Origin of the sequence: Aeromicrobium marinum DSM 15272 (genome assembly GCF_000160775.2) — a bacterium.
GTDB classification, from domain to species: domain Bacteria; phylum Actinomycetota; class Actinomycetes; order Propionibacteriales; family Nocardioidaceae; genus Aeromicrobium; species Aeromicrobium marinum.
In genome coordinates this window covers 2334205-2352503 of record NZ_CM001024.1, presented here as the reverse complement: position 1 = coordinate 2352503, position 18299 = coordinate 2334205, and the positions used below count along the sequence as shown (strand labels likewise).

19 protein-coding genes are annotated in these 18299 nt (G+C 72.0%); 11 read left to right on the top strand and 8 right to left on the bottom strand.

What is annotated here, in order from left to right; genetic code table 11:
• Positions 1 to 47 precede the first annotated feature (47 nt).
• The 5 genes from HMPREF0063_RS11955 to lysS all read left to right on the top strand — a co-directional run bounded on the left by HMPREF0063_RS11955 (position 48) and on the right by lysS (position 4450).
• Positions 48 to 221: a CsbD family protein gene (locus tag HMPREF0063_RS11955; protein ID WP_007078942.1), complete on the top strand. Its 174-nt coding sequence runs from the start codon at positions 48 to 50 to the stop codon at positions 219 to 221.
• Positions 222 to 312: 91 nt separating this feature from the next.
• Complete coding sequence (locus HMPREF0063_RS11950; protein WP_007078941.1) at positions 313 to 576, top strand: GlsB/YeaQ/YmgE family stress response membrane protein; 264 nt, start codon at positions 313 to 315, stop codon at positions 574 to 576.
• Positions 573 to 962, top strand: a complete 390-nt coding sequence (locus HMPREF0063_RS15875) for a LapA family protein (RefSeq protein WP_007078940.1) — start codon at positions 573 to 575, stop codon at positions 960 to 962. Before HMPREF0063_RS11950 ends, HMPREF0063_RS15875 begins: the two co-directional genes overlap by 4 nt.
• A 125-nt stretch (positions 963 to 1087) precedes the next feature.
• A complete protein-coding gene (nhaA, locus tag HMPREF0063_RS11940) occupies positions 1088 to 2920 on the top strand; it encodes a Na+/H+ antiporter NhaA (protein ID WP_007078939.1) in 1833 nt (610 codons plus the stop codon).
• A gap of 21 nt (positions 2921 to 2941) precedes the next feature.
• Positions 2942 to 4450, top strand: coding sequence for a lysine--tRNA ligase (lysS, locus tag HMPREF0063_RS11935; protein WP_007078938.1), 1509 nt, complete (start codon positions 2942 to 2944; stop codon positions 4448 to 4450).
• Positions 4451 to 4486: 36 nt separating this feature from the next.
• On the opposite strand, the gene HMPREF0063_RS11930 is transcribed toward lysS, so the two are convergent.
• Entirely contained in the window at positions 4487 to 4777 is a 291-nt protein-coding gene (locus HMPREF0063_RS11930; protein WP_007078937.1) for a DUF4287 domain-containing protein, read from the bottom strand.
• 240 nt (positions 4778 to 5017) lie between these two features.
• Here HMPREF0063_RS11930 and HMPREF0063_RS11925 point away from each other — a divergent pair, with 240 nt between their 5' ends.
• Entirely contained in the window at positions 5018 to 7531 is a 2514-nt protein-coding gene (locus HMPREF0063_RS11925) for an ATP-dependent Clp protease ATP-binding subunit (RefSeq protein WP_007078936.1), read from the top strand.
• Between the two features lie 67 nt (positions 7532 to 7598).
• Here the strand turns inward: HMPREF0063_RS11925 and HMPREF0063_RS11920 are convergent, their stop codons facing one another.
• On the bottom strand, positions 7599 to 8480 hold the full coding sequence (locus HMPREF0063_RS11920; protein ID WP_007078935.1) for an HhH-GPD family protein: 882 nt from the start codon (positions 8478 to 8480) through the stop codon (positions 7599 to 7601).
• 47 nt (positions 8481 to 8527) lie between these two features.
• Here HMPREF0063_RS11920 and HMPREF0063_RS15870 point away from each other — a divergent pair, with 47 nt between their 5' ends.
• Positions 8528 to 9214 carry a hypothetical protein gene (locus HMPREF0063_RS15870; protein WP_050760952.1) on the top strand — a complete coding sequence of 229 codons (687 nt, stop codon included), beginning with the start codon at positions 8528 to 8530 and terminating at the stop codon, positions 9212 to 9214.
• Positions 9211 to 9774, top strand: coding sequence for a chloramphenicol phosphotransferase CPT family protein (locus HMPREF0063_RS11910; protein WP_007078933.1), 564 nt, complete (start codon positions 9211 to 9213; stop codon positions 9772 to 9774). Before HMPREF0063_RS15870 ends, HMPREF0063_RS11910 begins: the two co-directional genes overlap by 4 nt.
• 5 nt (positions 9775 to 9779) lie before the next feature.
• On the opposite strand, the gene disA is transcribed toward HMPREF0063_RS11910, so the two are convergent.
• Genes disA through HMPREF0063_RS11890 form a run of 4 tightly spaced genes read right to left on the bottom strand, consistent with a single transcriptional unit; the run spans position 9780 to position 13756 of the window.
• Positions 9780 to 10874, bottom strand: a complete 1095-nt coding sequence (gene disA / locus HMPREF0063_RS11905; RefSeq protein WP_007078932.1) for a DNA integrity scanning diadenylate cyclase DisA — start codon at positions 10872 to 10874, stop codon at positions 9780 to 9782.
• 25 nt (positions 10875 to 10899) lie between these two features.
• The gene (gene radA, locus HMPREF0063_RS11900) at positions 10900 to 12285 is read right to left on the bottom strand and encodes a DNA repair protein RadA (RefSeq protein ID WP_007078931.1); all 1386 of its coding nucleotides are present in this window, start codon (positions 12283 to 12285) and stop codon (positions 10900 to 10902) included.
• Positions 12286 to 12326: 41 nt separating this feature from the next.
• Positions 12327 to 12965 carry a VOC family protein gene (locus HMPREF0063_RS11895; protein ID WP_007078930.1) on the bottom strand — a complete coding sequence of 213 codons (639 nt, stop codon included), beginning with the start codon at positions 12963 to 12965 and terminating at the stop codon, positions 12327 to 12329.
• 47 nt (positions 12966 to 13012) lie between these two features.
• Entirely contained in the window at positions 13013 to 13756 is a 744-nt protein-coding gene (locus HMPREF0063_RS11890; protein ID WP_007078929.1) for a DUF3109 family protein, read from the bottom strand.
• A gap of 63 nt (positions 13757 to 13819) precedes the next feature.
• Between HMPREF0063_RS11890 and HMPREF0063_RS11885 the strand changes: the two genes are divergently transcribed.
• Positions 13820 to 14731, top strand: a complete 912-nt coding sequence (locus HMPREF0063_RS11885) for a Ppx/GppA family phosphatase (RefSeq protein ID WP_007078928.1) — start codon at positions 13820 to 13822, stop codon at positions 14729 to 14731.
• 57 nt (positions 14732 to 14788) lie between these two features.
• Complete coding sequence (locus tag HMPREF0063_RS11880; RefSeq protein WP_007078927.1) at positions 14789 to 15571, top strand: sugar phosphate isomerase/epimerase family protein; 783 nt, start codon at positions 14789 to 14791, stop codon at positions 15569 to 15571.
• A gap of 113 nt (positions 15572 to 15684) precedes the next feature.
• Here HMPREF0063_RS11880 and HMPREF0063_RS11875 read toward each other — a convergent pair whose 3' ends face one another.
• Both HMPREF0063_RS11875 and HMPREF0063_RS15865 read right to left on the bottom strand, forming a co-directional pair.
• Positions 15685 to 16641, bottom strand: coding sequence for a bile acid:sodium symporter family protein (locus HMPREF0063_RS11875; protein ID WP_007078926.1), 957 nt, complete (start codon positions 16639 to 16641; stop codon positions 15685 to 15687).
• 26 nt (positions 16642 to 16667) lie between these two features.
• On the bottom strand, positions 16668 to 17384 hold the full coding sequence (locus HMPREF0063_RS15865; RefSeq protein WP_007078925.1) for a DUF4328 domain-containing protein: 717 nt from the start codon (positions 17382 to 17384) through the stop codon (positions 16668 to 16670).
• 89 nt (positions 17385 to 17473) lie between these two features.
• On the opposite strand from HMPREF0063_RS15865, the gene proC reads away from it, so the two are divergent.
• Positions 17474 to 18274, top strand: coding sequence for a pyrroline-5-carboxylate reductase (gene proC / locus HMPREF0063_RS11865; RefSeq protein WP_007078924.1), 801 nt, complete (start codon positions 17474 to 17476; stop codon positions 18272 to 18274).
• Positions 18275 to 18299 lie beyond the last annotated feature (25 nt).

Sequence of the window (18299 nt, the reverse complement as noted above, 5' to 3'; positions counted from 1 at the left end):
GGCTTACAACGTAAGCCCCGCAGGATCCACTCACAAGGAGGAACACCATGGGTATCGCTGACAAGGCCAAGAACACCGCGGAGAAGCTCGTCGGCCAGGCCAAGGAGGCCGTGGGCGACGCCACGGACAACAAGGACCTGCAGGCCGAGGGCAACAAGGACCAGGCCAAGGGCAGCCTCAAGAACGCCGGCGAGGACGTCAAGGACGCCTTCAAGAACTGAGTTCGCCTCGAGGGGCGTCGGACGTCGTCCGGCGCCCCTCGATCTCTGTCCGGATGACCGACGTCATCCGCCCCATCGTCAGGAGAACCACATGCTCGGCTTCATCATCGGTCTCATCGTCGTCGGCCTGCTCGCCGGCGCCCTCGCGCGACTGCTCGTCCCCGGTCGCCAGGACATCTCGATCCCCGCCACCATCGGAGTCGGGATCGTCGGCTCGTTCGTCGGTGGGTTCCTCGGCAGCCTGCTGTTCGACGCCGACATGTCCCTGCAGCCGTCGGGCATCATCGGTTCGGTCATCGGCGCCGTCATCGTGCTGCTGGTCTGGACCCGGGTCGGGTCCGGAGCGAAGCGATGACGGTCCCGACGCCCGAGGACGACCCGACCCGCACGGGTCCGTCCGACCCTGCCTCCGCCCCTGACGCGCCCGCGTCCGACGCCCGTCCGTCCGACGACCGTCCGGCCCGTAGGCCGGGCCTGGACGACAAGGGCCGGGTCAAGCGCACACGGGCCGGGACCGTCTGGTTCGCCACGGTGGTGCTGGCGGTCGTGATGGTCGCCTTCGTCGTCTTCGTGGTGCAGAACTCCCAGAGCGTCACGGTCGAGTACTTCGGCTGGTCGGGCGACTTCTCGCTCGCGGCGACCGTGCTGATCGCGGCGGTCGCCGGCGCCCTGCTGGTCGGCATCCCGGCGGGCGTGCGCATCGCGCAGCTCCGCCACGCCTTGCGGCGCAGCGCCCGCTGACCCACGCCGGCATCGTCCGATCGGCCGGGTGACCGGCCGGTCGGACGATGCCCGGTCGGGGCCAAGGGAGCGGCTGATCCTGCGCTGCCGGGAACATCTGGGGGGCGCCGGTGATTGGATGCAGCATGACCTCCGTCGGTGCCGCCCGGTCGCCCGTCCGTGCGCGGCTGCGTGCCATGGGCGAGGAGAAGCGCGCGGCTGGCCTGCTGCTGATCTTCACCCTCGCGGCGATCCTGTGGGCCAACTCGCCCTTCGGGGACTCCTACGAGCACCTCTGGGAGACCGAGCTGACCCTGGCCCTCGCCTCGGACTCGATCACCCTGACGCTGCACGAGGTCGTCAACGACGCCCTCATGGCGATCTTCTTCTTCGTCGTCGGACTCGAGGTCAAGCGTGAGCTGACGATCGGTGAGCTGACCGACCGCTCGCGGGCGATCGTGCCGGTGTCGGCCGCCGTGGCCGGGCTGGTGCTGCCCGCGGCGATCTTCTGGGCGTTCAACGCCGGCACCGAGAATGCCCACGCCTGGGGCATCGTCATCTCGACCGACACCGCCTTCCTGCTGGGTGCGCTCGCGATCATCGGTCCGCGCCACCCGGCGCGGCTGCGGCTGTTCCTCATGACGCTCGCCATCGTCGACGACATCGGGGCCCTGGCCGCGATCGCCCTGTTCTACAACGACGGGCTCCGGCCGGACGCCCTGCTGTTCAGTGCGGTGATGGTCGCCCTGGCGGTGGGGGTGCGGTTCCTGCCCGGCAGCAGAGGTGTGCTGTACGCGCTGATCGGCATCGGCCTGTGGTTCGGCCTGCACGAGGCGGGGATCCACGCGACCCTCGCCGGCGTGGCCCTCGCGCTGATCATCCCGGTCGCGGCGCCCAGGCGCGACGACGTCGAACAGGTCGTCGAGACGACGCGGGCGTTCCGCCAGTCGCCCAGCCCCGCCTACGCGGCGGCCGCGGCGCGCAGCCTCCGGCAGTCCATCTCCATCAACGAGCGCCTGCACTCCTCGTTCACCCCGTACGTGTCCTACGCGATCCTGCCGGTCTTCGCGCTGGCCAACGCCGGGGTGCGCCTGGACGGACCGACCGTGGAGGCCGCCCTGACCTCCCGCCTCACCTGGGGGGTCGTCGCCGGTCTGGTCGTCGGCAAGCTGGTGGGGGTCACCGTCGTGACCGCGCTGGTGCACCGCAGCGGCATCGGCATGCTCGCCCCGGGCCTCACGATCGGTCGCGTCGCCGGGGGAGCGGCCCTCTCCGGCATCGGCTTCACCATCTCGCTGCTCATCGTCGGTCTGGCCATCGACGACCCGGCAGCGCAGGACGAGGCGCGGGTCGGGGTGCTGCTGGCGTCGGTGATCGCCTTCGGCCTGGGGTGGGTCGTGCTCGCCTCCCTCGACCGGCACGCACCCACCGAGGCGGTCGGTGCGCGACTGCTGCGCCCCTTCGACCCCGAGCGCGACCACCACCGCGGCCGCCCGGACGCGCCGCTGGTGATGGTGGAGTACCTCGACTTCGAGTGTCCCTTCTGCAGCCGGATGACGGGGTCCGTCGACCAGGTCAGCGACCACTTCGGTGACGACCTGGTGTGGGTGTGGCGGCACCTGCCCCTGCACCGCGTCCACCCCCACTCGCAGCTGGCGGCCCAGGCGGCCGAAGCGGCGGCCCTGCAGGGTCGGCACCTCGAGTACGGGCCGCTGCTGTTCGCCCGCCAGGACGACCTGACCCGCACCGACCTGCTGGCCTACGCCGCCGAGCTGGGGCTCGACCTCGACCGGTTCGAGGCCGACCTCGACTCGGCGGCGGTGGTGCGCCGCGTGCAGGACGACGTCGACGACGCCGACCTGATGGACCTGGCCGGGACCCCCACGTTCTTCATCGGCACCGAGCGCCACAGCGGCCCCATCGACGCCCGGTCGCTGATCACCGCCCTGGAGCGGCTGCGCACCGAGGCCGCCCCGTGACGATCAGTAGACTCGTGCCTCGTGACCGACGCGCCGACCACCCCTCCTGCTGACGACGACCTGCCCGAGCAGCTGCGGATCCGCCAGGACAAGCGGCAGCGGCTGGTGGACGCGGGCGGGGAGCCATACCCCGTGGTGGTCGGCCGGACCCACACGCTCCGCCAGATCGTCACCTCGCACGACGCCGAGGCGTTGGGAGCGGACCACCACACCGGTCTGCAGGTGGCCGTCGCGGGACGCGTGATCTTCCTCCGCAACACCGGAAAGCTCTGCTTCGTGCGGCTGCGGGAGGGTGACGGCACCGAGCTGCAGGCGATGCTCTCGCTGGCGGAGGTCGGCGAGGAGCGGCTGGCCGACTTCAAGACGCTCGTCGACATCGGTGACCACCTCGCGGTGACCGGCGAGGTCATCACGAGCCGTCGGGGCGAGCTGAGCGTGCAGGCGACGTCCTGGACGCTCGCAGCCAAGACGTTGCGACCGTTGCCGAACGAGCACACGCCGTTGTCGGACGAGGCGCGCAGCAGGTTGCGCTACGTCGACCTCATCGTGCGGCCGGAGGCGCGCGAGAACGTGCGGGTCAAGGCTGCCGTCATGAAGTCCCTGCGCAGCACCCTCGACCGTCTCGGCTACGTCGAGGTCGAGACGCCCGTGCTGCAGCACACCAACGGCGGTGCCGCGGCCCGGCCCTTCCGCACCCACGTCAACGCCTTCGACGAGCCGGCCCTGCTGCGGATCGCGCTCGAGCTGCACCTCAAGCGCGCCCTGGTCGGCGGCATCGACAAGGTCTACGAGATGGCCAAGACCTTCCGCAACGAGGGGGTCGACAACACGCACAACGTGGAGTTCCTCATGTTGGAGGCCTACGAGGCGTACGGGTCGTACGACACCATGGCCGAGCTGACCCGTGAGCTGGTCGTCGACGCTGCTCGCGCCGTGGGCCGGACCGTCGTCACGGGTCGCGACGGCTCGACGATCGACCTGGAGGCCGAGTGGCGCCACGCGACGGTGCACGGGCTGGTCAGCGAGGCGGTCGGTGAGACCGTCGACGTCAGCACCCCGGCCCACCACCTGCGCACCCTCGCCGCCCGCCACGACGTGGCCCTGCGCGACGGGTGGGACGCCGGCGAGATCGTCCTCGAGCTGTACGAGAAGCTCGTCGAGCACACCCTGATCCGGCCGACCTTCGTGCGCGACTACCCCGAGTCGGTCCGGCCGCTGGCCAAGAAGCACCGGACCGAGCCCGGCCTGGTCGAGGCGTGGGACCTCATCATCAACGGCGTCGAGCTCGCCCCCGCCTACTCCGAGCTCAACGACCCGGTCGTCCAGCGCGAGCGGCTGGAGGAGCAGGCTCGCCTGGCCGCGGCCGGCGACCCCGAGGCCAACGACGTCGACGAGGACTTCCTCCGCGCCCTGGAGTTCGGCATGCCGCCGGCCGGTGGTCTCGGCCTCGGCGTCGACCGCCTGGTCATGCTGCTGCTCGGCATCGGCATCCGCGAGGCGATCCTGTTCCCGACCCAACGCGCCGAATGATCCTCCGACGGTCGTGAGCGCGGCGGTGCCACCGCGTCACGAGGGACAGGTGTCCTTGCCGTCGAGCCAGAGCCGGCCGATGCTGCCGGTCGGGGGTTCGGTGATGCCTTCGTTCCTCAGGTCGATCCGGTCGAGCTGCTTGACGACCTGAGCCATGGTCATGGCATGGCCGTGGCCCAACCCGTACGTCTCCTTGAACCATGCGGCGCACGGGGCGACGGCGACGTCCGGACCGGAGAACCCTGCCTCCGCCGCGTTTGCGACGAGTTGGCGCGGGGTGAGGCCGGTCTTCGTCTCGATGGTCGTCAGGTAGCTCTGGGCAGACATGGGCGATCCTTCGCGCTGGTCGTGTGTGCTCCGGACCACCTTTCCGGTCACCTCACCCCTGGTGCAACAAGGGTCAGGTGACTGTTTCCCAGGATGTCCTGGGAAACCTCCGATTGCGCCGAGAGTGAACACCGGAACGCGGGAGCGCCCGTGACGGTTGTGTGAAGCATCTGGACATCCGCGGCGCGGTGAACAGGTGCCAACTAGACTGACTGGAACCAAGCCAACAGAGGGGGCTTCATGTTCGAAAGATTCACCGACCGGGCCCGCCGGGTGGTCGTGCTCGCGCAGGAAGAAGCGCGGATGCTCAGCCACAACTACATCGGTACCGAGCACATCCTCCTCGGACTCATCCACGAGGGTGAGGGCGTCGCGGCGAAGGCGCTGGAGAGTCTCGACATCTCGCTCGAGGCGGTGCGCGCCCAGGTCGAGGACATCATCGGCCAGGGCCAGCAGGCGCCGAGCGGGCACATCCCGTTCACGCCGCGCGCCAAGAAGGTCCTCGAGCTGAGCCTGCGCGAGGCGCTGCAGCTGGGCCACAACTACATCGGTACCGAGCACATCCTGCTCGGTCTGATCCGCGAGGGCGAGGGCGTCGCCGCCCAGGTGCTGGTCAAGCTCGGCGCCGACCTCAACCGGGTCCGCCAGCAGGTCATCCAGCTCGTCCAGGGCTTCCAGGGCAAGGAGGCCGAGGCCGCCGGCGCCCCCGCCGACAACGCCCCCGCCACCTCCGCGGTGCTCGACCAGTTCGGTCGCAACCTCACCCAGGCCGCCCGCGAGGGCAAGCTGGACCCGGTCATCGGGCGCGAGAACCAGATCGAGCGCGTCATGCAGGTCCTGTCGCGCCGCACCAAGAACAACCCGGTGCTGATTGGCGAGCCCGGCGTCGGCAAGACCACCGTCGTCGAGGGTCTGGCGCAGGACATCGTGCGCGGTGACGTGCCCGAGACCCTCAAGGACAAGCAGATCTACACGCTCGACCTCGGTGCGCTCGTCGCCGGGTCCCGCTACCGCGGTGACTTCGAGGAGCGCCTCAAGAAGGTGCTCAAGGAGATCCGCACCCGCGGCGACATCATCTTGTTCATCGACGAGATCCACACCCTGGTGGGTGCGGGTGCCGCCGAGGGCGCGATCGACGCCGCCAGCATCCTCAAGCCGATGCTGGCCCGCGGCGAGCTGCAGACGATCGGCGCCACGACGCTCGACGAGTTCCGCAAGCACTTCGAGAAGGACGCCGCGCTCGAGCGCCGGTTCCAGCCCATCCAGGTGCCGGAGCCCTCGGTCGCGCACACGATCGAGATGCTCAAGGGTCTGCGCGACCGCTACGAGGCGCACCACCGCGTCACGATCACCGACGAGGCGCTGGTGGCCGCGGCCACCCTGGCCGACCGGTACGTCTCCGACCGGTTCCTGCCGGACAAGGCGATCGACCTGGTCGACGAGGCGGGCTCGCGCCTGCGCATCCGCCGGATGACGGCTCCGCCGGACCTCAAGGAGTTCGACGAGAAGATCTCGGACGTGCGCCGCCGCAAGGAGGGCGCCATCGACGCGCAGGACTTCGAGGCTGCGGCCTCGATGCGCGACGAGGAGAAGAAGCTCATCGCGGCCAAGAACGAGCGGGAGCGTCAGTGGAAGGCCGGCGACATGGACGTCGTCGCCGTCGTCGACGAGGAGCTCATCGCCGAGGTCCTGGCGCTCGCCACCGGCATCCCGATCGTGAAGCTGAGCGAGGAGGAGTCCAGCCGCCTGCTGAACATGGAGGCCGAGCTCGGCAAGCGCGTCATCGGTCAGCACGAGGCCATCAAGGCGCTGTCGCGGGCGATCCGCCGCACCCGCGCGGGTCTCAAGGACCCGAAGCGTCCGGGCGGGTCGTTCATCTTCGCCGGGCCGTCGGGCGTCGGCAAGACCTGGCTGTCCAAGACGCTGGCCAACTTCCTGTTCGGTGACGACGACGCGCTGATCCAGCTCGACATGAGCGAGTACAGCGAGAAGCACACCGTCAGCCGGCTGTTCGGTTCGCCTCCCGGCTACGTCGGCTACGAGGAGGGCGGCCAGCTCACCGAGAAGGTGCGCCGCAAGCCCTTCAGCGTCGTGCTGTTCGACGAGGTCGAGAAGGCGCACCCGGACATCTTCAACTCGTTGTTGCAGATCCTGGAGGAAGGTCGTCTGACCGACAGCCAGGGACGGGTCATCGACTTCAAGAACACCGTCATCATCATGACCACGAACCTCGGCACGCGCGACATCGCCAAGGGTGTCAACCTCGGCTTCAGCCAGGTGGGCGACGTGCAGGGGTCCTACGACAAGATGAAGGCGAAGGTCTCCGAGGAGCTCAAGCAGCACTTCCGGCCGGAGTTCCTGAACCGAGTCGACGAGATCGTCGTGTTCCCGCCGCTCACGCAGGACGAGATCATGGCGATGGTCGACATGATGATCAGCTCGCTGGAGACCCGGCTCAAGGATAAGGACATGGGCATCGAGCTCACGACCGCGGCCAAGGAGCTGCTGTCCAAGCGGGGCTTCGACCCGGTGCTCGGCGCTCGTCCGTTGCGGCGGACGGTGCAGCGCGAGATCGAGGACGCGATGGCCGAGAAGATGTTGTTCGGCGAGCTGCGTCCCGGCCAGATCGTGCTGGTCGACGTCGAGGGCGAGGGCGTCTCGGCGGTCTTCACCTTCGAGGGCACCGCGAAGGCCGATCTGGAGCTGACCGAGGGCACCGATCCGCTCGCGGTCGAGGCCGGCACCAGCGACTGACCGACCTGACACCAGGAGGCCCGGGACCCGTCAGGGTTCCGGGCCTCCTGCCGTCGTGGCGCCGGGGTCAGCCCGGCAGGGTGTAGGTGCTGCCGGCTGCCGGCTGCACCAGTCCGTCGGCGACGAGCGAGTCGAGGCACCGCATGCGCTGCTGCTGGTCGGGCCACGCGGCCTCGAGCTGCGCCAGCGTCACGGGGTCCGTGCTGTCACGCAGCACCGCCAGCAGCCGGCCGCGGCACTGCCGGTCGGTGCCGTCCCACGCCTGTCCGCGGCGCGGTGGACCGACGTGCTCGGGGTGACCTGCGGCGCGCCACCGGCAGAGGTCGGCGACGGGACAGTCCCCGCACCGCGGTGAGCGGGCGGTGCACACGGTGGCGCCGAGCTCCATCGTCGCGGCGGCCCATCGGTGGGCCCCGACCTCGGGCAGCACGGAGCCGGCGAGGCGACGCTCGGCTGCCGTGACCGCGGGGGCGGGGTACTGCTGTCCGTCCGCGACCCGGGCCAGGACCCGCCGCACGTTGGTGTCGAGCACGACGTGACGCTGCCCGAAGGCGAAGGACGCGACCGCCGCAGCGGTGTACTCGCCCACGCCGGGCAGGGCCAGCAGGTCGTCGTGGTCCGCGGGCACGTCGCCGCCGTGCTGCTCCACGATCGCGACGGCGGCGGCGTGCAGGCGCAGCGCCCGACGGGGGTAGCCGAGCCGGCCCCAGGCACGGACCGCCTCACCGGCCGGTTCGGCGGCCAGGTCGGGCGGCGCGGGCCACCGCAGCATCCACGCCTCGAAGACCGGCAGCACCCGCACCACCGGTGTCTGCTGGAGCATCAGCTCCGAGACGAGCACCGGCCACGGCGAGGGGTCGCGTCGCCAGGGCAGGTCACGGGCGTGGCGGTCGAACCAGTCGAGCAGCACCGTGTGGAGGGCGGCGACGTCGGTGGGGGACGGGGTCATGGCGCGTCGATCCTCGCACGACGGTGGTCGCCGCATACGGTGGGCGAGTGAGTCGTCCGGTGTCGCCCGCGGTCTACCGTCGCCGCCGCATCGCGCTCGCCCTGGCCCTCGCGGTGGTCGTCGCCGTGGTCTGGCTCGTCGCCGGTCTGGTCGGCAACGATGACGAGTCCCCGGCGCCGGTCGCGACGCCCACCCCGTCCACGGCCGCACCCGAGCCGGACCCGGTCGAACCTGCCCCGGGCGTCAGCGAGGTGTCCCTGGCCTCCTCCGGCGACGGGTGCGACCCGCGGACCGTCCGCATCACCCCCACCGTGCCGGCCGGACAGCAGGCCGGGGGCGACATCCGGGTCGACCTGGCGGTGTCGACGTCGAGCGAGACCCCGTGCACCCTCACCGCCGAGGACGCCGAGCTGCTGGTCATCATCAGCTCCGGCGGACGGCCGGTCTACGACTCCACGGTGTGCACCTCCTCGCTGATCGCCCAGCCCGTCCCCCTCACCCCGCGATGGGTCACCTCGACCGCCGTCACGTGGACCGGGCGAGCCGGGTGCGTGGGGGCCGAGCCGTTCGTCGGGGCCGGTGAGTACACGATCCAGCTGGGAACCCTGGGCGGTGAGCCGGGCAGTGCCACCTTCGGCCTGGCCGAGCCGCCGCCTCCTCCCGAGCCCGAACCCGCGCCCGAACCCGAACCCCCGGTCGAGGAGCCCCCGGCCGAACCCCCACCGGCCGGATGACCGGCCGCGCCATCGTCCTCAACGGCCCCTCGAGTGCGGGCAAGAGCACCCTCGCGCGGACGCTGCAAGGCGTCCTGCCGGAGCCGTTCCTGGTCCTCGGCCTCGACCAGTTCCTCTTCGGCGAGGTCCTCCCGCGGGACGCGGACGGCCGGGTGCGGGAATGGTCGAGTGTGCGCCCGAGGCTGGTGGCCGGCTACTTCCGGGCGGTCGGGGGGTTCCTCGACGCGGGGAACGACCTGATCGTGGACCTGGTCCTGGAGGACAGCGCCCAGCGGGACCAGCTGGAGCGGGCCCTGGCCGGGCGCACGGTCCTCCGGGTCGGGGTGCACGTGGACCTCGACGAGCTGGAGCGTCGTGAGGTGGCGCGGGGGGACCGCAGCATCGGCGACGCGCGCCGCGACGTGCTCGTCGTCCACGCTTTCATGTCCTACGACCTGGAGATCGACGGCAGTCTGCCCTCGGCCGTCCTGACCGAGCAGGTGGCCAGGGCCTGGACCCGTCGTCTCGCGAGCCCCGCCCCTCCCCGCGAATCGCGGGGACGTGGAGGACGGGCAGGGTGACGGGGTCAGACGTAGCGCTCGAGGATGCTGGACTCGGCCAGTCGTGACAGGCCCTCCCGCACTCCGCGGGCCCGCAGGTCGCCCACGCCCTCGACCGCCTGCAGGTCGTCGAGGCTGGCCGCCAGCAGCTTCTGCAGCGATCCGAAGTGGTCGATGAGGCGGTCGACGACGCTGGTCGGGAGCCGGGGGACCTGCGCGAGGAGCCGGTAGCCGCGAGGCGACAAGGGGGCGTCCAGGGAGTTCTCCGACCCGATGCGCAGGGCGCGCGCGATCGTGCTGAGGTCGACCAGGTCGGTGGAGGCGATCGCGGCGAGGTCCGACAGGACGTCAGCCGTGGGCCGGGCCCGTCGCCCGCGGGGCATGTAGTCGCGGATCACCAGCTCGCGCTGCCCCTGCACGCCGCTGAACAGCTCCTCGAGCTGCAGGGCGAGCAACCGACCCTCGGTACCGAGCTGCAGCACGTAGGTGTCGATCTCGCCGGCGATGCGGCTGACCATCTCGAGCCGCTGGGCCACGGCGGCGACGTCGCGGACCGTCACGAGATCCTCGATCTCCAGCGCCGACAGGGCGTCGGAGACCTCGTCGAGCCGGTGCCGGTACCGCTCGAGGGTCTGCAGGGCCTGGTCGGCACGGCCGAGGACGGCGCCGGCCTCCTCCAGCACGTGCCGGGTGTCGTCGAGGTACAGGGCGATGGTGTGCATCGAGGCGGACACCGAGATGACCGGGACGCCGGTCTGGCGGGCGACCCGGTCGGCGGTCCGGTGCCGGGTGCCGGACTCGTCGGTGGGGATCGACGGGTCGGGCATGAGGTGCACCGCGGCCCGCAGGATGTGCTGCGCCTGGGGATCGAGGATGATGGCGCCGTCCATCTTCGCCAGCTCACGCACCCCGGTCGCCGAGAACGGGACGTCGAGCACGAAGCCGCCGGTGGAGATCGCCTCGACCTGCCGGTCGTGACCGATGACCACCAGGGCCCCGGTCCGACCCCGCAGGATCCGCTCCAGGCCCTCCCGCAGGGCGGTGCCGGGCGCGACGGACGCGAGCACGGCGCGCAGACGTGACGCGGTGTCGGACGCGATGCGGTCGCTGCTGGCTGCCATGGACTCCCTCTCGTGCGGGGACAGTCTAGGGCGAACGAACAGGAGTCAACGCACGGACGGCGCGGATCGCCGTGGCGACGTCGGCCACCGCCGCCACCTCGATCTGGCCACGCATCGCGTCGAGCCCCTCGCTGCCGGCCGGCACGACGGCCCGGGTGAAGCCGATGCGGGCCGCCTCGCGCAGACGGGAGGTCAGGTCGGTGACCGGGCGGACCTCGCCGGCCAGCCCGACCTCACCGATGGCGACCAGCCCGGCCGGCACCGGGACCTCGTGCACGGCCGAGGCCACGGCGAGGGCCGCCGCCAGGTCGACCGACGGCTCGACCAGCCGGGCGCCGCCGACCGACGCGGTGTACACGTCGGCCGTGCCGAGCGGCAGGCCGCAGTGCTTGGTGAGCACGGCCAGGATCATCGCCACCCGGGCGTTGTCGAGTCCGCTGGAGGTGCGGCGCGGGGAGGGGGTCGTGCTGGCCACGGTCAGGGCCTGCACCTCGGCCAGCAGGGCACGACGACCCTCGAGGGTCACGGTGACGCAGCTGCCGGGCACCGGGGCGTCGTGCCGGGACACGAACAGTCCCGTGGGGTCGGCGACCTCGACGATGCCGGAGCCGGTGAGGTCGAAGCAGCCGATCTCGTCGACCGGGCCGAAACGGTTCTTCGACGCCCGCAGGAGCCGCAGTCGCGACGTGCGGTCGCCCTCGAACTGCAGCACCACGTCGACGAGGTGCTCCAGGACCCGTGGCCCGGCGACCGAGCCGTCCTTGGTCACGTGGCCGACCAGCAACGTCGCGATGCCCGCTGTCTTGGCCCGTCCGATGACGGCAGCGGCGACCTCGCGCACCTGGGTGACGCCGCCGGGGACCCCGTCGACGTCGGCCGAGCCGATCGTCTGGACGGAGTCGACCACGAGCAGGCTCGGTGCCACCTGGTCGACGTGGGTGAGCAGGGCGCCGAGGTCGGTCTCGGCGGCGAGGTAGAGCTCGTCGGTGACGGCACCGGTGCGCTCGGCGCGCAGGCGGACCTGGGCCGCGGACTCCTCGCCGGTGACGTACAGGGTGCGGCGGCCGGCCCGGGCCCACCGGGCGGCGACCTCGAGCAGCAGGGTGGACTTGCCCACTCCCGGCTCACCGGCCATGAGCAGGACCGCGCCCGGCACGACACCTCCGCCGAGCACCCGGTCGAGCTCGCCGATGCCCGACCCGACGGCGCGGGCGGCCTCGACCGCGATCTGGCCGATCGGCACGGCCGGGGTGGAGACGGCGGCCGCGGTGGTGCGGCCGGAGGTGCGCTCACCGCCGGCGACGTCGACGGTGCCCCACGCCTGGCACTCCCCGCATCGACCGACCCACTTGGAGGTGGTCCATCCGCACTCGGCGCACCGGTAGGCGGGACGTGCGGTCTTGGCGGCCATGGCGACAGCCTAGGCGCGCGGGCCGACACCCGGCCGACGGCTCAGACGCGGACGGACCCGTGCGGGGTGTCGAACGTCATCGCCATGATGCCGGGCAGGCCGTTCGGCGCGACCCAGTCGACCGTGATGGACTCCAGCGCGGTGAACACGCCCTCGCCCAACCAGTCGGCGACGCGCTGGGGGTCGCCGGCGATCTCCATGCGGGTCAGCTCGATGTCGGTGTCGGCCGCCTGCGAGGGGTGCTCCTCGTCGGGGATGTCCCAGCGGGTCACGTACGGGAGCTGGGGGTCGGCCTTCATGGAGCTGGTGCCGATCTGGTGCCACTCGAGGTTGAACCCGTCGGGTCGGTGCCGGTTGCCGGGCACGGCGTGCCGGCCCATGCGCTTCTCGACCTCGGCGAGGTCGCGGACCGAGACGCACCAGTGCAGCCAGCCGCCACCGGCCTCCGACCGCTCGCGGACCGCCTGCCCGAACGCCATCTTGTCGGCGGCGGGATGGTCGAGGACCTCGACCACCTCCAGGTACTGCCGGTTGCGCAGGGGCAGGACGCGGTTGCGGGTGCCGAACCGGGGGTGGACGCCGCCGTCCACGAACGCGGCCCCGAGGGCTGCCGAGAGCTCGTCGGTCGTGGCGTCGAGCCCGCTCGGCCCGACGGCGAAGGTCACGTGGTCCAGATGCATGCCTCAGTGTCGCCCGGCGCCGCGACCGCGAGGGACTTAGGTCACCCTCAGCGGGGTGCGGAGGCCGGGTGCGGGACGGGCGTCCCGGCGGCCTCGAACGCCGAGCAGTGGCGATCGAGCTCGGCGTAGCCGGCCGGTCCCATCAACGCCGTCAGCTCGGCGCGGTGCGCGACCCACACCGGTTCGAGGGCCACGTGGGCCTCGGTGTTCGAGGAGCAGTACCAGTCGAGGTCGTGACCGCCGGGGCCCCACCCCGACCGCACGTACTCGCCGATCTCGACCTCGGTGTAGGTCTGTCCGTCGCCGGGGTCGACCTCACGGAACTGTCGTCGCATCGGCAGCTGCCAGCAGACGTCGGGCTTCACGGTGTGCGGTTCCAGGCCTTCGGCGAGGGCCAGCCCGTGCAGCGCGCAGCCGTAGCCGCCGTCGAACTCGCGGGAGTTGTGGAAGATGCAGGCGCCGTCGACCGCACGGGTCTTGGCGTCTCCGTCGTCGTCGGTCTCGGTCCAGCCGTGGGCGGTGCCCTCCGCGTGCCGTTCCCACTGCTGCGGTGTGAGCTGCTCGACGAAACCGCGGACCCGCTCGACGTCGTCGTCGTCGGCGAAGTGCGCGCCGAGGGTGCAGCAGCCGGCCTCCGGGCTGCCCTCGTAGATCCCGGGGCAGCCGGCCCCGAAGATGCAGGTCCACCGCGAGGTGAGCCAGGTCAGGTCGCAGCGGAACCGCTCGGTGGCGTCGTCGGGATTGGCGAACTCGACCCATGAGCGGGGGAATCCGAGGTCGATCTCAGGCATCGGGTCCACTCTACGTGCAGGTCGGAGTGCGGGAGACGGCCCGAAGGGTGGAACAATCGCCGCATGCGCATGGGCGTCCTCGACATCGGGTCCAACACCGGACACCTCCTCATCGTCGACGCCTTCCGTGGCGGACCGCCGGTCGCGGCGTTCTCGCACAAGCAGCCGTTGCGACTGGCCGAGCACCTCGACGACCGGCAGGCGGTCAGCAAGGAAGGGATCGCCCTGCTGGTGGAGTTCGCCAGCGAGGCCCGCCGGGTCGCGGCCGACCAGGGCTGCACCGACGTCATCGCCTTCGCCACCTCCGCCGTCCGCGAGGCGGTCAACGCCGACGACGTCATCGCGCGGGTCAACCGCGCCACCGGGCTGGACCTGCAGGTGCTGCCCGGGGAGGACGAGGCCCGTCTGACCTTCCTCGCCGTCCGTCGGTGGTTCGGCTGGTCGTCGGGACGTCTGGGGGTCTTCGACATCGGTGGCGGCTCGCTCGAGATCGCGGCCGGGTCCGACGAGACCCCCGACGTCGCCCGGTCGTTCCCCCTGGGCGCGGGCCGACTCACCCGTGACTGGGTCGACACCGGTCGCGACCTCGACGAGCTGCGCATCCACGTGCGCGCCACCGTGGCCGACGGCGCCGGGCCGATCCGGCGCGGCGGGTCCTTCGACCACGCCGTCGCCACCAGCAAGAGCTTCCGCTCGTTGGCGCGCATCTGCGGGGCCGCGTCGTCCTCCGACGGGCCCTTCGTGCGGCGGGTGCTGCGCCACGCCGACCTGGTCCCGCTCGTCGAGAAGCTCCGCACCCTGGACGCCGACGAGGTGGCGGCCCTCCCCGGCGTCTCGGCCGACCGGGCGCACCAGCTGTGGGCGGGCGCCCTGGTGGCCGACGCCACGATGTCGTTGTTCGGGCTGGACGAGCTCGAGATCTGCCCCTGGGCCCTGCGCGAGGGCGTCCTGCTGGAGCGGCTCGACGCCCTCTGACCGCGGCCCGCGGACGGTCGCGGCGGCACGATCGACCGCACCGCCTAGGCTGGTGAAATGTCCGACCCCCTCCGCGTGTCGCTCTCGTCGTCGTCGGTCTATCCCGGCTCGACCGCCAGCGCGTTCGAGGCGGCCGCACGCCTGGGGTACGACGGGGTCGAGGTCATGGTCGGCATCGATGACGTCAGTGCCGACATCGACGCCGTCGTGGCGTTGTCGGAGTTCCACCAGATGCCCGTCGTGTCGGTGCACGCACCCACGCTGCTGCTCACCCAACGGGTCTGGGGCACCGATCCGTGGGGCAAGCTGCACCGCAGCGCCGACATGGCCAGGGCCGTCGGGGCGACCACGATCGTGGTGCACCCGCCGTTCCGGTGGCAGCGCGACTACGCCCTGGAGTTCGAGCAGGGCATCGCCGATCTCGAGGCCGAGCACGGCCTGGTCTACGCCGTCGAGAACATGTACCCGTGGCGCACCGGCAAGCGGGAGTTCCAGGCCTACGCGCCCGGATGGGACCCCGTGGTGCACGACTACGCCCACGTCACGGTCGACCTGTCGCACAGCGGGACCGCCCGGCAGGACCCCGTGCAGATGGTGCGGGACCTCGGTCCCCGCCTGGCCCACGTGCACATCGCCGACAGCCTCGGCAGCGCCAAGGACGAGCACCTCATCCCGGGCCGGGGCAGTCAGCCGTGCGGTGAGTTCCTGAGGGCCGTCGCCGACTCCGGCTACACCGGCGAGATCGTCGTCGAGGTCAACACCCGCAAGGCGCTCGACGCCCGCACCAAGGAAGCCGACCTGCTGGAGGCGCTCGCCTTCAGCCGCCTGCACACCTCCTGACCCCAGCCCCCGGGCGGTGGATTCGCGACCGAAAGGGGCCGGCGGTGGGTATGGGACCGAATGACGCGCCATTCGGTCCCATACCCACCGCCCGCCCGCTTTCGGTCGCGAACTCACCGCCTTGGGGGGGTGGCGCGGGCGGCCAGCCACGCGCTGACCACCAGCTGGGCCTGGTGGTAGAGCATCAGCGGCAGGATCACCAGGGCCACCCGGTCGTCGGCGAACAGCACGGCCGCCATCGGCAAACCGGTCGCGAGGCTCTTCTGCGTGCCGCAGAAGGTGATCGCCCACCGGTCGCCACGGTCGAAGCCCGCCCACCGGCCGATCGCCCGGGTCCAGGACAGCATCAGGGCGAGCAGCCCGAGGCACAGGGCGACCACCAGCCCGAGCTCGGCCGCGGTCAGCTCGTCCCACACGCCCTGGTTGCTCCCCGCGCTGAAGGCCAGGAAGACCACCAGCAGGATGCTGCCGCGGTCGACCAGCCGCAGCCGGGGGTCGTGCCGCGCCACCCACCGCCCGATGAGCGGCCGCAGCAGCTGGCCGAGCACGAACGGCGCCAACAGCTGGGCGAGGATGGACAGCACGGCGCCGCCGTCGACCGTGGCCCCGCCGGCGCCCGACAGCAGCACGCCCACGAGGACGGGCGTGAGCACGACGCCGATCATGCTGCTCAGCGAGGCACTGACGACCGCGCCGGAGACGTTGCCGCGGACGATCGAGGTGTAGGCGACGGCCGACTGCACGGTCGACGGCACGAGGCACAGCAGCAGGAATCCCGCGTAGAGGTCGTCGCCCACCACCTCCGGCACCCACAGCCCGCACGCCAGGCCGACGGCCGGGAACACCACGAAGGTCGTGCCGAGGATCGTCAGGTGGAGCCGCCAGTGGCGGATGCCGTCGAGCGTCTCCGGGGTGGAGAGCCGGGCGCCGTACAGGAAGAACAGCAGGCCGATCGCCACCGTGCCCACGACCCGCAGCACGGCCAGCGCGTCGCCCTCGGCGGGCACCACCGTCGCCACGGCCGCCGTCGCCAGCAGGCCGAGGATGAAGGGGTCGAGGCGCAGGCGCACACGCCGACCCTAGACCGTGCTCGGCGTCAGATCCGTCCCTCGAGCAGGCGTCGGTGCCGCGCGGTCACGTCCCGGACGACCAGCACCCACAGCGTGAAGCCGACGACCGCCGTGGCCGCCGACCAGGTCTCCGCCGCACCGAGGGCCTGCAGGGTGGTCGGATCGGGCGCCCCGTACCCGACGAGACTCGCCGCAAAGGCGTCGGACACCACGAAGACCAGCCAGGCCGCCCACCACCAGCCGATCAGCGGGCTGCTGCGCCCGGACGCCGGATCGCGGGACACGTCCCGCACCACCTGGTACGGGAACCACAGCGACACGAACGGCACCACCCATCCGCCCCAGGCCCATCCGGCCGAGCGGGCGTGGGAGAGGTGGGGGTGGAGGGCCTCGACGTTGGTGCGGGCGCGGTGCAGCCACAGACCCGTGGTGACGAAGCACGCGACCAGCGCCGGCAGCCACGCGACAGCCAGCAGGTCGTACGTGGTCAGCACCGTGAAGCCGGGACGACCCTCCCGCGCGGCCTCGAGGTACTCGGCCTGGGCCGACCACGCGAAGCCGGCCTCGAGGACGCCCAACAGGGTCAGGGCACCGGCGGCCACGATCGCGGCGGTCGCAGGGCCGCCGAGCCGTCGGGGAACCCGGTGGACCTGCGGCTGCGCCCAGGCGGTGGGGGCAGGATAGGGAGGCGGCGGCGGTGCGACCGGGTGGCCGAACGGGTCCACCGGCGGTGGCTGGGTCATGGCGTCCTCCCCGAGAAGCTGTCGGCACGCTAGCACCGCACGAGCTCGCCGGTGAGGGGTTCGGGCCCGCCGCCCCTACGCTGGTCGGCATGACCACGATCGCGATCCTCGGCGCCGGCGTGATGGGCGAGACCCTCCTGGCCGCCGTCCTCGCCGACGGCCATCCGCCCGAAGGCGTCGTCATCAGCGAGAAGCTGCCGGAGCGGGCCGCCGAGCTGCACGACCGTCACGGGGTCCGGGTCACCACCGCGACCGAGGCCGTCCGGGGCGCTGACGTGGTGCTGGTGGTGGTCAAGCCGCAGGACGTCGTCGCCCTGCTCGACGAGGTGGCCGACGCGGTTCCCCCCTCGGCCACCGTCGTCTCGCTGGCCGCCGGGGTGCGGATCGACGTCATCGAGGCGCACCTGCCCGCCGGCACCGCGGTCGTGCGCGCCATGCCGAACACCCCGGCGCTCGTGGGGGCCGGCATGTTCGGCATCTCGCCCAACGAGGCGTGCGACGAGTCCCGGCTGGCGGTCGTCACCCGACTGCTCGGCAGCGGCGGCGAGGTCGTCGTGGTCGACGAGTCGCGTCAGGACGCGGTCACGGCCGTCTCGGGGTCCGGCCCCGCGTACGTGTTCTACCTCGCCGAGCAGATGATCGCCGGCGGGGTCGAGGCCGGTCTGGACCCCTCGGCCGCGCGCACCCTGACCGTGCAGACGCTGGTCGGCGCCGCCCGCCTCCTGCAGTCCGGGGAGGACGAACCGGCCGAGCTCCGCCGCCGGGTCACCTCCCCGAACGGCACCACGGCGGCGGCGATCGACGCGTTCGACGCGGCCGGTGTCGACGTCGGACTGCGGGCCGGTGTCGCTGCCGCGGCCCGGCGCTCCGCCGAGCTCTCCGAGGGCTGAACGCCCGGGACGGACGGCGGGGCGG